This is a genomic window from Stappia sp. (assembly GCF_048268045.1).
Lineage (GTDB): Bacteria > Pseudomonadota > Alphaproteobacteria > Rhizobiales > Stappiaceae > Stappia.
On the sequence record NZ_JBLWWG010000002.1, the window covers coordinates 350,152 to 363,540 of the forward strand.

The following is a 13,389-nucleotide window of genomic DNA, read 5'->3' on the forward strand; positions in this document are numbered from 1 at the left end:
CTAGTCACGTATCCGTCCGTTTGAGGCGCCAGAGGGGCACGTTCATGAGCAATCGTATGTGGGGAGGCCGGTTCGCCGAAGGACCCGACGCCATCATGGAGGAGATCAACGCCTCCATCGACTACGACCGCAAGCTCTACAGCCAGGATATAGAGGGTTCGAAGGCCCATGTCCGCATGCTGGCGGCGCGTGAGATTGTCGCTGCCGAAGACGCGGCGAAGATAGCAGAGGGTCTCGACACGATCCGAGGTGAAATCGAGGGGGGCACCTTCACGTTTTCGCGCGCGCTCGAGGACATCCACATGAATGTGGAGTCGCGGCTGGCGGAGCTGATTGGCCCGGCTGCCGGCCGGCTGCACACGGCCCGCTCGCGCAACGACCAGGTGGCGACCGACTTCCGCATGTGGGTGCGCGACACGCTCGACACGCTCGATGCCCAGTTCACCGACCTGATCCGCGCTCTGGCCGAGCGGGCCGAGGAGCACGCCGGCGACGTCATGCCGGGCTTCACCCATCTCCAGTCGGCGCAGCCTGTGACCTTCGGCCATCACCTGATGGCCTATGTGGAAATGTTCGCCCGTGATCGCTCGCGCGTGCGCGATGCCCGGGTGCGCATGAACGAATGCCCGCTCGGCGCCGCCGCGCTGGCGGGAACCTCGTTCCCGATCGACCGGGAGATGACGGCGGCGGCACTCGGTTTCGACCGGCCGACCGCCAACTCGCTCGATGCCGTCTCCGACCGCGACTTTGTCATCGAGGCGCTTTCCGCCGCCTCGATCGCCTCCATGCACCTGTCGCGGTTGGCGGAAGAGATCGTCATCTGGTGCTCGGCGCAGTTCGGCTTCGTCACCCTGTCCGACCGCTTCTCGACCGGCTCCTCGATCATGCCGCAGAAGAAGAACCCGGACGCGGCCGAGCTGGTGCGCGCCAAGACGGGCCGCATCTACGGCTCGCTGACCGCGCTTCTGGTGATGATGAAGGGTCTGCCGCTGGCCTATTCCAAGGACATGCAGGAAGACAAGGAGCAGGCGTTCGACGGCCTGCCGAGCCTGTCGCTGGCGCTTGCCGCCATGACCGGCATGGTTCGCGACCTGACGCCCAACACCAAGGCGATGAAGGCGGCGGCCGGCTCCGGCTATTCGACGGCGACGGATCTGGCCGACTGGCTGGTGCGTGTCGTCGGCATGCCGTTCCGCGAGGCCCATCACGTCACCGGCCGCGCCGTCGCGCTTGCCGTGGAAAAGGGCGTGGCGCTTCACAAGCTGCCGCTCGAGGCGCTGCAGGAGATCGAGCCGCGCATCACGGACGACATCTTCTCGGTGCTGTCGGTCGACAAGTCGGTGCGTTCGCGCACCAGCTACGGCGGCACGTCGCCGGTCAACGTGCGCAAGCAGGCGCGGCGCTGGCTGGAGGCGCTGGAGCGCGGCGCCGCGGGCGGGGGGGGCGGGCTTGGAAGGGGTGCGGCCGGCCCCGCCGCATGGGAGGAAACGAGGCCCGGCGCCCTTCGCTTCGTGCCGACGAAGCGAAGGTCGCCGGCCTTGCTCCCGAGCAGCGGTCGTCCGTGGATGATCGCCCCTGCACGGGGAAGCCCTGAACAACCGCGCCCGTGACGAATGGCGCGTGAAGGAGTTGCGCGGATCATGGCGAAGGGTGGCTATTCCCCTCTGTTGCGAACCGGTGTCCTGGTCGCGGCGCTGCTGGCGATGACGGTTGCCGGGTGCGGGCGTCGCGGCGGTCTCGAGAGGCCGGGAACGGTCGACCCGGCGCTTGCCGGCGACGTCGCGAACCCGGCTCCCGCGGTCGAGCGCCCGGCCAAACCGCAGCGCGATTTCATTCTCGACGCCATCATCTGATCCCGGACGGCCGTCGCGGCCGTGACGCGGGGCACGGACAGGACAGGTCCCTTGCATCATTTCGCCTATGTGAACGACCGCCTCCTCGCCGAGGACGTGCCGGTCGAGCGGATCGCCGCGGAAGTCGGCACGCCGTTCTACTGCTATTCGACGGCCACGCTGGAGCGCCATTACCGGGTGTTCAGCGAGGCGTTCGCGGGCATTCCCTCGCTTGTCTGCTACGCCATGAAGGCCAACTCGAACCAGGCCGTGCTGACCACGCTGGCGCGCCTGGGGGCGGGCATGGACGTGGTGTCGGAGGGTGAGCTGCGGCGGGCGCGCGCCGCCGGCGTGCCTGGCAGCCGGATCATGTTCTCCGGTGTCGGCAAGACGGAGGCCGAGCAGGCCTTCGCCCTCGACGAGGACATCCTGTGCTTCAACGTGGAGAGCGAGCCGGAGCTGGTGCAGCTTTCCCGGGTCGCCAGCGAGAAGGGCAAGACGGCACGGGTTTCGGTGCGCATCAACCCGGATGTGGACGCCCGCACCCATGCAAAGATCGCGACCGGCAAGGCGGAGAACAAGTTCGGCATCCCCTGGGGCCGGGCGCGCGAGGTCTATGCCGAGGCGGCACAGCTTCCCGGCATCGAGGTCTCGGGCATCGACATGCACATCGGGTCCCAGATCACCGAGCTCGAGCCCTTCGACGCGGCCTTCTCGCGCCTTGGCACGCTGATTGGCGAGCTGCGCGCCGACGGTCACGCGATCGATCACGTCGACCTTGGCGGCGGTCTCGGCATTCCCTACCGCGACAACAATGAGCCGCCCCCGCATCCGGAGGCTTATGCCGCGGTCGTTCGCCGGCATGTCGCGCATCTCGACTGTAAGGTGATCTTCGAGCCGGGCCGGATGATCGCCGGAAACGCCGGCATCCTGGTCACCCGGGTCGTCTACGTGAAGGACGGGGCGGAGAAGAAGTTCGTCATCGTCGACGGGGCGATGAACGACCTGATCCGCCCGACACTCTACGAGGCCTATCACGAGATCCGCCCGGTGGTTCGCGGCGGTGTCGGCGAAACCCGCATTCGCGCCGACATCGTCGGCCCGGTCTGCGAGACCGGCGACTACCTCGGCCAGGACCGGGAGATGGCGGCGGTCGCGGCCGGCGACCTTCTTGCGGTGTTTTCCGCCGGCGCCTATGGCGCGGTGCAGGCATCGACCTACAACACCCGCCTGCTGGTGCCGGAAGTGCTTGTCAACGGCGACCGTTTCGCGGTGGTGCGCCCGCGTCCGACCTATGAGGACGTGATCGGCGCCGACCGGCTTCCCGACTGGCTCGACAAGGCCTGAAGCCACGCGGATGTGAGCTCCGGCAGGCGGCCAAGCCTTGCCAAACGTCCGCAAACGGACCACCCTAGTCTGGGGTGAGGCCGGCCGGCCTTTCGCGCGTTTGGCGCGGAAGGGCGCATGCGGGCGGGGGCTGAAGTCTGGTCGAACGGGTTCGGTCGCGGAGGCATGCCAGGTGAACGAGGCGAGAAACGCCCCAGCTGACGACACGACGACGCATCGCATCGCGTGGGCCGTTGCCCGCGCGCGCGCGGCGCTATGGTGGGAGCGGGTCTGGCCGCCGCTGCACAATGTCGCCATCGTCGTGGCGCTCTACGTCGGTCTTGGCTGGGTCGGCCTCTGGTCGTTTCTTCCCGTCTGGCTCTCGCTTCCCGCAACGCTTGCCTTTATCGCGGCCGCCGTCTGGCTGGCCCGTCCGATGGCGCGCGTTCGCTGGCCGGCGCGGGCGGAGGGGCTTTCCCGGGTCGAACGCGCTTCCGGGCTCTCGCATCATCCGCTGACGGCGCTCGACGATCGGCTTTTTTCCACCGAGGCAACGCCGGAAACACAGGCGCTCTGGCAGCTCCATCGACGCCGGGCGCGCGCGGCGCTTGCCGGGCTGCGCGCCGGACTTCCAGAGCCGCAGGCCTTTCGCGGCGATCCCTGGGGGCTTCGCGCGGTCGCGGCGATGCTGCTGCTTGTCGGCTTCTTCGTCGCCGAGGGCGAGCGCTGGCAGCGGCTGTCACCGCTGGGCATGGCCGGCGCGGCCGTGCCGGCTGTCCCCTTGCGCATCGATGCCTGGATCACGCCGCCAGCCTATACGGGCCGCGCTCCGGTGTTCCTGACCGGCGCGACCGCCTCGCTGCGCGACCGGACCGGGGCGATCAGCGTGCCGGAGGGCAGCGAACTCACCGTGCGTGCGCTTGGCGCACCCGATGTCGAGGTGGCGCTGGTGACGGCGGCGGCGGTCGCTGGCGGCGCGCGCAGCGCGCTTGCCGCGGAACCGGGCGATGCCGCGGGAGCCCTGCGCTTTGCCGAGCGGCTCGAGGCATCGGCGGATCTCGAGATCCGCGATGGCGGCAAGGTCGTGGAGACCTGGCAGATCGCTGTCGAACCGGACGAAGCGCCGACGATCCGTCTTCTCAACGACCCGGAGGAGCAGCTCAGCGGCGCGGTCAAGTTCACCTATCTTGCCGAGGACGACAACGGCATCGTGGCGGCGGATGCCGAGATCAGCCCGGTGCGGCCGCGCGTGCCTGACAGCACGACACGCCCCCGGCCGCTGGTCGAGGCACCGGCCTTTCCCCTCTCCCTGCCGGCCGGCGAGCGGCATTCGGGTACGGGCGAGACCATCCGCGACCTGACGAGCCACCCGTTCGCCGGGTCCGAAGTCGAGATCCTGCTCAATGCGCGCGATCACGCCGGCCAGACCGGCCAGTCGCCTCCACATCGCTTCACCCTGCCGCAGCGCCGCTTCGCCAAGCCGCTGGCGCGGGCGGTCGTCGAACAGCGACGGAATCTCGCCCTCGATGCCAATGCGCAGGTGCGGGTGGTGGACGCCTTCGATGCGCTGATGCTGGCGCCCGAAGTGTTCGACGACGGTGCCAAGACCTATCTCGGCATGAAGTTCGTGCGCGGGCTGCTGGTCAGGGCGCGGACCGACGACTCCCTGCGCGAGCTGGTCGACCTGATGTGGGAGCTTGCGCTGACCATCGAGGACGGCGATCTGTCCGTTGCCGAAAAGGCGCTGCGCGACGCGCAGGAGGCTCTTCGCAAGGCGTTGGAAGAGGGCGCCCCGGAGGAAGAGATCGCCCGCCTGACGCAGGAGCTGCGCGAGGCGCTCAAGGATTATCTCCAGGCGCTCGCCGAGCAGATGCGCCAGCAGTCGCCGCAGGCCATGCAGCCGATGGATCCGAACGCGCGCACCATGCGTCCGCAGGACCTGCAGAACATGCTCGACAAGATCGAGGAGCTGGCACGCACCGGCTCGCGCGACGCGGCGCGCGAGCTTCTGGCGCAGATGCAGCAGATGCTCGAGAACCTGCAGGCCGGCAGGCCGCAGCGGATGCCGGAAGGCATGAGCCAGGAGATGATGGAGGCGCTCAATCAGCTGGGCGAGATGATCCAGCGCCAGCAGCAGCTCATGGACGAGACCAGCCGCGCCGACCGCCAGAACGGCGAGCGAGAGGGCGAACAGCGGCTGGGGCAGGGGCAGGACGGCGAGGATCAGGCCCAGCAGGGCGGCGACGGGCAGATGTCGCCCGAGGAGCTGGCAGAGGCGCTCAAGCAGCTCCAGCAGGGACAGGGCGAGCTTGGCGAGCAGCTGCAGAAACTGCTCGACCAGATGGCCCAGAACGGCATGACGCAGAATGAGCCGCTCGGCCGGGCGGGCGAGGAAATGGGCAATGCCCGAGACAGCCTCGGCAAGGGGCAGACCGGCGAGGCCGTCGGCCAGCAGGGCAATGCCCTCGACGCGCTCCGGCAGGGCGCGCAGGGTCTTGCCGAGCAGATGCTCGGCCAGGGACAGGGCATGGCCGGGCGTCCGGGCGGTCCGAGGGACGAGGATCCGCTCGGCCGGCCGCGTCGCACCGACGGTCCCGACTTCGGCGACCGGGTGAAGGTTCCCGACGAGATCGACGTGCAGCGCGCGCGCCGCATTCTGGAGGAGCTGCGGCGCCGCTTCTCCGATCCCGGGCGGCCGCCGCTGGAGCTCGACTATCTGGAGCGCTTGCTTCGGCGCTACTGATCCGGCACCGGCGCGGAGCGTTCACGCTTGATTTTCGCTGGAGCCCAGGAGGCCTCGCGAAGACCGCACAAACGACAAGGCCGCCGCAGCTTGTGCTGTGGCGGCCTTGTCGTGTCGGCATGCTGGCAAGACGTGCGAGAGACGGAAAGACAGGGGTCCGGGCGGCGCGGAGAGGGGCGCCTGCCCGCAATTCCTGCCTTGTCTCCCCCGGTCCCGGCCCCGGGGCCGTGCGGCCGTCAGGCGTAGCGGCGGATGGCGCCGGTGCTGAGGCTTTCCTCGCGCAGGATGCCCTGCAGTGCATCGGAAACCGCCCGGCGGATCTCGGCGAGCGAGAAGGGCTTGGTCACCACGTCGTGGATGAGCGCATCCAGTCCGTTGGCGCGTTCGCGCTGGTCGGCGAAGCCGGTCATCAGCAGGATCGGGATCTGCGGATAGTCGCGGGCGGCGATCAGCGCGAAGGCAATGCCGTCCATGACCGGCATCTTGATGTCGGAGAGGATCAGGTCGAACCGACCTTTCTCGCGTGTCAGCTCGTCGGCCGCCGCAGCCCCGTCCTCATGGGCGACGACGGAGTGACCGTCCAGCTCCAGCGCGCGCTTCACGAAGCTGCGAACGGCTTCGTCGTCCTCGGCAATCAGAATGTGAGCCATGTCCCTCTCCGGTTCTCAAGCGTCCGCGTCAGGTTCGTCGCCCTGGACGACGTAGCCGATAAAGGGAAGTTGGCGCCACTTGTGGCCCATATCCATCCCGTATCCGACAACGAATCGATCCGGACACTCGAATCCGAGATAATCCGCAGAAATGGCGGATTTGCGGCGCATGGGTTTGTCGAGCAGCGCCGCGACCCGAACGGATCTTGCGCCCCGTTCGGTGAGTCGGTCCCGTGCAAATGCTAACGTTCTTCCACTTTCCAGGATGTCATCCACGAGAATCACATCCCGACCGGCGACATCGCTCTCCACGTCGCGCAGGACGCGAATTTCCCTTGACTCGGTTCCCGCCCCGTAACTCGACAGGTGGATGAACTCCATTTCCGGCTCGAGCCCGACCCGGTGCATGGCCCGCACGAGGTCGGCGGCGAACATGAAGCTGCCCTTCAGCACGGCGACGACGAGAAGCCGGTCCGGCCGGGTGGCGGCGATCTGGTCGGCGATGGCTTCGACACGGGTGGCGATGGCCTTCTCGTCGAAGAGCGTGCGGATATCCGGTCCTGCGTTCATTGCTACCTGAGTTTTGCGTTCTGGGCTCGCCCGCGGTCCACGAAGCGGACCAGGATGCCGGCCGCGAGGTCCGGCGGGGAGGCGAGGCGGGTTCTGATACGGGTGGTTTCGCCCTTGTCGAGGCGGCGTGCGCGGGGCTCGACCACCCAGGCGTAGATCTCCTGCGCGTCTTCGCTGCGCAGTGCGAAGCGGACGGCGGGAACATAGACATCCTTGTCCGTGACGTTGGCCACGGTGCCCTCGATGACGAGGACGATCGCGCCATTGTCGAGCTCGCGGAACGTCCTGAGATCGCGGAACTCGAGGCCGCGCAGATTGACCTCGAAGCCGGCGAGCGCGTAGAGGCCGGCGAGGTCGGGGAACCGCGCGACGATCGGCGTGCGCAGCACGACGGCCAGTGCGAACAGCGACAGCGCGGCGATGAGGATGCCGGCGCCAACCACCCGCCGTGGGTGGACGTGGCGGGCGCGTGCAACGGCGCCCTTCGCCAGGCGGCGCAGCGCCGGCTCGTCCTCACGTGGCCTGTGCTGGATCTTGGGGCGGCGGGCAAGGGTCTCGATGTCGACCGGCTTGTTCCCGTCGTCGTCCTCGCCATCGGAGACATTCGCGCCATCACCCGGACCGCCATCCGCATCGAAGTCGACGCTCATGAGGGCGTCGCCGCTGTCGAACGTGGCATCATCGCCGCCAGGCGTGTCGTTTTCCTGCGTGTCGCTGTCGATGTCGAAAGTGTCGGTGTCGGCTGGCGCGGCCTCTGCCATGGCCGCACCCCAGTCGTCGTCCGACACGCTGTCGTCGTCATCGTCGCTTGAGAGTGGATCGTCGGCGGAGGGACCTTTTGCCGCGGCGCCCGCCATCGCCTCGGCCATCTCCGGAACGCGCGCGTCGCTTGCCGTTGCCGGCAGATCCGTCTCGATGGACGCGGTGTCGTCCTCCTCGTGCGCGGTCCAGCGCGCACCGCAGCGCGCGCATTTCACGTTGCGCCCTTCGGGTCCGATGAGCATGTCGCTCACCCTGTAGGAGGTTGCGCAGTCGGGGCAGGTGATCTTCATTGTGGAAACGGCCTCGTATCATCCACAAAGCGGGAGGCCGGGACTTCGCCTTCCAATGCCCCGACGATCCGCTACATTCTGCCTATGGACCGTAAACACACCGCAAACGGCGACAGGCACGCCGCCGCGCGGGCCACGCCACGCGGCGTTCGCCGACATGTCACCATGACGCCCGCATATCGTTAATGAAGCGTTAATCGCGCCGCGATAGCGTCGCCCGATCCGCCATCGAGAGGTTGCCGTGATCCGTTTCGAGAATGTTGGCCTGCGCTACGGCATGGGGCCGGAAGTCCTGCGGGACCTGAGTTTCGACATCACGCCGCAGTCGTTCCAGTTCCTGACCGGTCCTTCCGGCGCCGGCAAGACTAGTCTGATGCGGCTTCTGTTCCTGTCGCTGCGCCCGACGCGCGGTCTCATCACGGCCTTCGACAAGGAGACCTCGGCGCTGCAGAAGAGCCAGCTTCCGGCTCTGCGGCGGCGCATCGGCATCGTCTTCCAGGACTTCCGCCTGCTCGACCATCTCACCACCTACGAGAATGTCGCGCTGCCGCTGCGCGTGCTCGGACAGGAGGAGGGGCAATATCGCGGAGATGTGGTCGAGCTGTTGAAGTGGGTGGGCCTGGGCGAGCGCATGCACGTGCTGCCACCGGTGCTTTCGGGCGGCGAGAAGCAGCGCGCGGCGATCGCTCGCGCGCTCATCACCCGGCCCGAGGTGCTGCTTGCGGACGAGCCGACCGGCAACGTCGATCCGCCGCTGGCCCGCCGCCTGCTCCGGTTGTTCATCGAGCTCAACCGGCTGGGCACCTCCGTTGTCATCGCCACTCACGACCTTGCCCTGATGGAACAGGTGTCGGCCCGCCGGCTGGAACTGCGCGAAGGACGGCTGCAGATCAATGACTGACGAGATCCCCCCGCCGACGCGCAAGGACGAGCACCCGGAGCGGTCCGGCCAGGGCCGCCGCGGCGGCACGCTGCCGCGCGCCGGGGTGCGCCGGCGCAAGCCCCGCGCCAAGTCCGAGGCGCTGCGCGCGCCGGCGCAGATCGTGCCGCCGCAGGCGGTCGCCGGGCGGGCGCTGACCCTTGTGGTCGCGATCATGAGTTTCCTCGCCTGCCTGACGATTGGCGCGGTGACCGTCGTCAACGATGCCGCCAACGCCTGGTCGAACGACCTGCTTCGCGAGGTGACGATCCAGATCCGCCCGGCCGAGGGCGTCGACATGCTGCGCGAGATCGAGAAGGCCATCGCCGCGGCGAAGGCGCAGCCGGGCGTCGGCGGCGTTCACGCCCTGTCCGATGGCGAGACGCGCGACCTTCTGCAGCCCTGGCTCGGCTCCGGGCTCGATCTGGAGAGCCTGCCGGTGCCGCGCCTGATCCAGGTGCAGATCGACGACGGGCGCGCCTTCGACCTGGCCGCCCTGCGCCAGGCGGTCGCCGCCGACGTGCGCGGCGCCAGCGTCGACGATCACGCCCTGTGGACCGACCGCCTCGCGGCCATGGCGAATGCGGTCGTCGCCGGCGGCGTGGCGATCCTGGTGCTGGTGCTGGCCTCGATGGTTCTTTCCGTCGTCTTCGCGACGCGCGCGGCCATGGCGGGAAACCGCGACGTGGTCGAGGTGCTGCATTTCGTTGGCGCTGAGGACAATTTCATCGCACGCGAGTTCCAGCGGCACTTTCTGCTGCTCGGCCTGCGCGGCGGCGTCGCCGGCGGGTTTGCCGCCTGCCTGGTCTTCCTGGTGCTCGGTCTCGTGTCCGAGGACGGGGCCACCTCGGCCGGCGTCTCCCAGGCCGTGGGCCTGTTCGGCGACCTCTCGGTCGGGGTCGCGGGCTATCTCGGGGTGCTGGCCATCATCTTCCTCGTCACGGTTCTGACGGCGGCAACCTCGCGGATTGCGGTGCGCACCCATCTCGCCCGGCTGGACTGAGCGCGCCGCGCCGGTCTTCGTGAAACTTCGAGGGAAACGAAAAAGCCCCCCGCCTCGGCAGAGGCGGGGGGCTTTGCGATTTCTGCTTTCCGGAAGGTTCCGGAGAAGCGCCTTGCGGCTTATTCCGAAGCGGCTTCGGCAGCGGCGGCCTTGGCAGCGGCGGCCTCGGCCTCCTTGGCGGCCTTGGCGGAGGCGAGCTCGGCCTTCATGTCGTCGTTCAGGCGACGGGCGCGCGTGTTGGTGGCCTCGACGATACGGGCCGACTTGCCGCGGCGACCGCGCAGGTAATAGAGCTTGGCGCGACGCACCTTGCCGCGACGCACGACCTCGACGCCCTCGAGCATCGGCGAGAAGATCGGGAACACGCGCTCCACGCCTTCGCCGTAGGAGATCTTGCGGACGGTGAAGCTCTCGTTGATGCCGCCGCCCGAACGCGCGATGCAGACGCCTTCATAGGCCTGCGTACGGGTACGGGTGCCTTCCGTCACGCGCACGTTGACGCGGATCGTGTCGCCCGGAGAAAACGGAGGGAGCTTGCGTGCGCCTTCGATCTTCGCCATTTCCTCGGCGTTGATTTGCTCGATGATGTTCATGGCACTGCCTTCTGCTTTTGAGCGGTCAGAGCGCCCGCCTGCGATCAAGCCGCGGGGGCGAATTCACCGTGTTTTGGCCAATCCGGATCGTGTCCGGGAGCGAAATCAGTTCCGGTCTGTCGCTTGTCGCGCGTGCCGGGCTGCGGGTCGGCCGGGCCATCAGCCTTGCGGCGAGGTCTCGACACTCCCTTCCGGTCCAGGGAGGGGATCTCGACGATCACTCCTTGCACAGGAAAAACGGCACGCGGCACCAAACGGCACCCGAGTGGTGCGCTCTCTATCGCAAACGGGCGCGCTTGTCATGCCCTTTTTGCCGGAAAGGCGCGGATTTCAGCGCTTCGGCGCGTGCGCGCGGGCCTGATGCGCCGCCCACAGGTCGGGGCGGCGCTCGCGGGTGAGCTCCTCGGCCTGCTGGCGGCGCCAGGCGTCGATGCGGGCATGGTCGCCCGAGGTCAGGATCTCGGGAATGCCGCGCCCCTCGAAGTCGCGCGGGCGGGTGTAATGGGGGTGCTCGAGCAGGCCGGTCTCGAAGCTCTCGTGGGTGCCGCTCTCGGCATTGCCCATGACGCCGGGCAGAAGCCGGACGATGGCGTCGAGCAGCACCATGGCGGCGATCTCGCCGCCGGAGAGGATGTAGTCGCCGATGGAGACTTCCTCCAGCCGGCGCGCCTCGATGACGCGCTGGTCGACGCCCTCGAACCGGCCGCAGACGATGACGGCGCCCGGTCCTGACGCGAGCGCGCGCACGCGGGCCTGGTCGAGCGGCTTGCCGCGCGGGCTCATCAGCAGGCGCGGCCGGGGATCGTCGGCGGCACTTTCCGCGTCGATGGCGGCGGCGAGGATGTCGGCGCGCAGCACCATGCCGGCACCGCCGCCGGCCGGGGTGTCGTCGACCGAGCGGTGCCGGTCGTGCGCGTGATCGCGGATCTGGCGGGCGGCGAGCGACCAGTCGCCACGTTCCAGCGCGCGGCCGCTGAGCGATGCGCCGAGCGGGCCGGGAAACATCTCCGGATAGAGCGTCAGCACGGTGGCGTCGAAACCCATGGTCACCCTTTCATGGCCTTCCCGATACGCGGGCCGCAGGCCGTCGCGATACCTTTGATTAACGGTACGGCCGGTATTCTCCGGCTCTGCCAAGGGAGCCTTCCATGCCGTCCATTTTCGCGCTCACGCGCTTCGTCCGTCGCGCCGTCGAGCGCCACTACATGGACCTGTCGCTGTCGCGGGTCCTGCCGCTGGCCGTGCTCCTTGGATACGGGCTGCTCGCCGGTCTCGTCTTCAACACCGGCATCACCCATCCCTGGGACAAGGTTCAGCACCTGATCTTCTTCGGCATGCTGACGCTTGCGATCCATGCCTTCTTCTGCTGCCGGCTGCGGATCTCCGCCGGCGCCGCGATGGCGATGGGCATTGTCGGCGAGGGGCTTCAGGGCCTGATGCCGAACCATGAGGCCTCGCTGCTGGATATCGCGGCCAACACGGTCGGCGTGACGATCGTCGTCGTGGCGATCCTGCTGATCCGGTCCGAGACGCGGGCCGCGCTGAGCGACGCCCAGACCGCGGATCTGCATGCGGCCGAGCCCGCTCAGTCGCGCGCCGCCTCGCCGTCTTCCTCGTCGTCGGCGTGATCGTCCGGCGCGACCACGGTCACGCGGCCTGAGGCCAGGTCGATCCGGGGCACCACGGCGCGGGTGAAGGGCACATAATAGGAGACTTCCGCCTCCGGGCGGATTTCCAGCAGGGTTCCCGCGCCGAAGTCGGGCAGGGCGACAATCCGGCCGAGCGTTTCGCCCTCCGGCGTCACCGCCGTGAGGCCGAGCAGGTCGGCATGATAGAATTCGTCCTCGTCGTCGAGCTCGGGAAGCGCGGAGCGGGGAACGTAGAGGTCGAGACCGTTGAGGGCCTCGGCGGCGTTGCGGTCGTCGATGCCGGCGAAACGGGTGACGACCACGGTTTTCTGCACGCGGGCGGCGACCACCTCGAGCGTGCGCTTGCGATCCGCCGTCTCCAGCGGGCCATAGTCGGCGAAGGAGAGCGGGTCGTCGCCGAAGGGCTTGACCCGGACCTCGCCGCGCACGCCGTGCGCGGCGCCGATGCGGGCGATCAGGATGCGGTCGGTGGACACCGGCGTCTCACTTCTTCTTCGAGATAGGGAACGGAACGGGCTCGCTGGCAAGGCCGCCGCGCGGGCCGCGTGGCCCTGTGCCCTGAAAACGGCAAACCCGGCCGGTGAGACCGGCCGGGGCTGCGCTTGTGCGGATGCTGTGCGTCCGCCTTATTCGGCGGCGGCTTCCTCAGCGGCCTCGGCCGGTGCTGCGGCGGCCTCGGCGGCGGGCGCTGCGGCCTCTTCCTCGGCCTGGCGGCGCGCCTCGACGCGCTCCTTGGCCTTCTGGCCCGGCTCGGCCTTCTGCGGGTTGTTGCGCGCGTCGCGCTTCAGCAGGCCGGCGGCGTCGAGGAAGCGAAGCACGCGGTCGGTCGGCTTGGCACCGTGGCTCATCCAATGCTGGATGCGCTCGACGTCGAGCTGGACGCGGTTGGCGTCGTCCTTCGGCAGCATCGGGTTGTAGGCGCCGACCTTCTCGATGAAGCGGCCGTCGCGCGGCGAGCGGACGTCGGCGATGACGATGCGGTAGAACGGACGCTTCTTGGCGCCACCGCGGGCGAGACGAATCTTGAGGGCCATCTGGGTTTCTCCTGTTTG

The 13,389-nt window shown here is 68.6% G+C and carries 14 protein-coding genes; 7 read left to right on the forward strand and 7 right to left on the reverse strand.

Annotation, left to right across the window (positions count from 1 at the left end):
• Window positions 1–44 precede the first annotated feature (44 nt).
• The 4 genes from argH (at window position 45) to ACN0WF_RS04210 (ending at window position 5,901) form a co-directional block, all read left to right on the forward strand.
• Window positions 45–1,610 (forward strand): argininosuccinate lyase, encoded by a 1,566-nt coding sequence (gene argH, locus ACN0WF_RS04195; RefSeq protein WP_417771524.1) that lies wholly within the window; start codon window positions 45–47, stop codon window positions 1,608–1,610.
• A gap of 30 nt (window positions 1,611–1,640) precedes the next feature.
• On the forward strand, window positions 1,641–1,853 hold the full coding sequence (gene lptM, locus ACN0WF_RS04200) for an LPS translocon maturation chaperone LptM (RefSeq protein WP_417771525.1): 213 nt from the start codon (window positions 1,641–1,643) through the stop codon (window positions 1,851–1,853).
• 51 nt (window positions 1,854–1,904) lie between these two features.
• The gene (lysA, locus tag ACN0WF_RS04205; RefSeq protein ID WP_417771526.1) at window positions 1,905–3,179 is read left to right on the forward strand and encodes a diaminopimelate decarboxylase; all 1,275 of its coding nucleotides are present in this window, start codon (window positions 1,905–1,907) and stop codon (window positions 3,177–3,179) included.
• A 172-nt stretch (window positions 3,180–3,351) separates the two neighbouring features.
• The gene (locus ACN0WF_RS04210) at window positions 3,352–5,901 is read left to right on the forward strand and encodes a TIGR02302 family protein (protein WP_417771527.1); all 2,550 of its coding nucleotides are present in this window, start codon (window positions 3,352–3,354) and stop codon (window positions 5,899–5,901) included.
• Window positions 5,902–6,137: 236 nt separating this feature from the next.
• Here ACN0WF_RS04210 and ACN0WF_RS04215 read toward each other — a convergent pair whose 3' ends face one another.
• From ACN0WF_RS04215 to ACN0WF_RS04225, 3 genes are read right to left on the reverse strand one after another with little or no spacing between them, the layout of a single operon-like run.
• The gene (locus ACN0WF_RS04215; protein ID WP_417771528.1) at window positions 6,138–6,551 is read right to left on the reverse strand and encodes a response regulator; all 414 of its coding nucleotides are present in this window, start codon (window positions 6,549–6,551) and stop codon (window positions 6,138–6,140) included.
• Between the two features lie 15 nt (window positions 6,552–6,566).
• Entirely contained in the window at window positions 6,567–7,121 is a 555-nt protein-coding gene (gene hpt, locus ACN0WF_RS04220; protein ID WP_417771529.1) for a hypoxanthine phosphoribosyltransferase, read from the reverse strand.
• A gap of 2 nt (window positions 7,122–7,123) precedes the next feature.
• Window positions 7,124–8,173 (reverse strand): MJ0042-type zinc finger domain-containing protein, encoded by a 1,050-nt coding sequence (locus tag ACN0WF_RS04225; protein ID WP_417771530.1) that lies wholly within the window; start codon window positions 8,171–8,173, stop codon window positions 7,124–7,126.
• Between the two features lie 241 nt (window positions 8,174–8,414).
• On the opposite strand from ACN0WF_RS04225, the gene ftsE reads away from it, so the two are divergent.
• Together ftsE and ACN0WF_RS04235 are read left to right on the forward strand one after the other, a co-directional pair.
• Window positions 8,415–9,074, forward strand: a complete 660-nt coding sequence (gene ftsE / locus ACN0WF_RS04230) for a cell division ATP-binding protein FtsE (protein ID WP_417771531.1) — start codon at window positions 8,415–8,417, stop codon at window positions 9,072–9,074.
• Window positions 9,067–10,095: a cell division protein FtsX gene (locus ACN0WF_RS04235; protein ID WP_417771532.1), complete on the forward strand. Its 1,029-nt coding sequence runs from the start codon at window positions 9,067–9,069 to the stop codon at window positions 10,093–10,095. Before ftsE ends, ACN0WF_RS04235 begins: the two co-directional genes overlap by 8 nt.
• Window positions 10,096–10,214: 119 nt before the next feature.
• Here ACN0WF_RS04235 and rplS read toward each other — a convergent pair whose 3' ends face one another.
• Complete coding sequence (rplS, locus tag ACN0WF_RS04240; RefSeq protein ID WP_417771533.1) at window positions 10,215–10,688, reverse strand: 50S ribosomal protein L19; 474 nt, start codon at window positions 10,686–10,688, stop codon at window positions 10,215–10,217.
• A 330-nt stretch (window positions 10,689–11,018) separates the two neighbouring features.
• Window positions 11,019–11,732, reverse strand: coding sequence for a tRNA (guanosine(37)-N1)-methyltransferase TrmD (trmD, locus tag ACN0WF_RS04245; protein WP_417771534.1), 714 nt, complete (start codon window positions 11,730–11,732; stop codon window positions 11,019–11,021).
• Between the two features lie 104 nt (window positions 11,733–11,836).
• Here trmD and ACN0WF_RS04250 point away from each other — a divergent pair, with 104 nt between their 5' ends.
• On the forward strand, window positions 11,837–12,316 hold the full coding sequence (locus ACN0WF_RS04250; RefSeq protein ID WP_417771535.1) for an antibiotic resistance protein VanZ: 480 nt from the start codon (window positions 11,837–11,839) through the stop codon (window positions 12,314–12,316).
• On the opposite strand, the gene rimM is transcribed toward ACN0WF_RS04250, so the two are convergent.
• Together rimM and rpsP are read right to left on the reverse strand one after the other, a co-directional pair.
• The gene (gene rimM, locus ACN0WF_RS04255) at window positions 12,274–12,813 is read right to left on the reverse strand and encodes a ribosome maturation factor RimM (RefSeq protein WP_417771536.1); all 540 of its coding nucleotides are present in this window, start codon (window positions 12,811–12,813) and stop codon (window positions 12,274–12,276) included. The two genes, ACN0WF_RS04250 and rimM, sit on opposite strands and share 43 nt — an antisense overlap.
• 150 nt (window positions 12,814–12,963) lie before the next feature.
• A complete protein-coding gene (rpsP, locus tag ACN0WF_RS04260) occupies window positions 12,964–13,371 on the reverse strand; it encodes a 30S ribosomal protein S16 (protein ID WP_417771537.1) in 408 nt (135 codons plus the stop codon).
• Between the last annotated feature and the right edge of the window lie 18 nt (window positions 13,372–13,389).

Coding starts and splice junctions, on each gene's coding strand:
- ACN0WF_RS04215 (WP_417771528.1), bottom strand. CDS start 6,551: ATGGCTCACATTCTGATTGCCGAGGACGACGAAGCCGTTCGCAGCTTC.
- lptM (WP_417771525.1), top strand. CDS start 1,641: ATGGCGAAGGGTGGCTATTCCCCTCTGTTGCGAACCGGTGTCCTGGTC.
- argH (WP_417771524.1), top strand. CDS start 45: ATGAGCAATCGTATGTGGGGAGGCCGGTTCGCCGAAGGACCCGACGCC.
- trmD (WP_417771534.1), bottom strand. CDS start 11,732: ATGGGTTTCGACGCCACCGTGCTGACGCTCTATCCGGAGATGTTTCCC.
- ACN0WF_RS04250 (WP_417771535.1), top strand. CDS start 11,837: ATGCCGTCCATTTTCGCGCTCACGCGCTTCGTCCGTCGCGCCGTCGAG.
- hpt (WP_417771529.1), bottom strand. CDS start 7,121: ATGAACGCAGGACCGGATATCCGCACGCTCTTCGACGAGAAGGCCATC.
- rplS (WP_417771533.1), bottom strand. CDS start 10,688: ATGAACATCATCGAGCAAATCAACGCCGAGGAAATGGCGAAGATCGAA.
- ACN0WF_RS04235 (WP_417771532.1), top strand. CDS start 9,067: ATGACTGACGAGATCCCCCCGCCGACGCGCAAGGACGAGCACCCGGAG.
- ACN0WF_RS04225 (WP_417771530.1), bottom strand. CDS start 8,173: ATGAAGATCACCTGCCCCGACTGCGCAACCTCCTACAGGGTGAGCGAC.
- rpsP (WP_417771537.1), bottom strand. CDS start 13,371: ATGGCCCTCAAGATTCGTCTCGCCCGCGGTGGCGCCAAGAAGCGTCCG.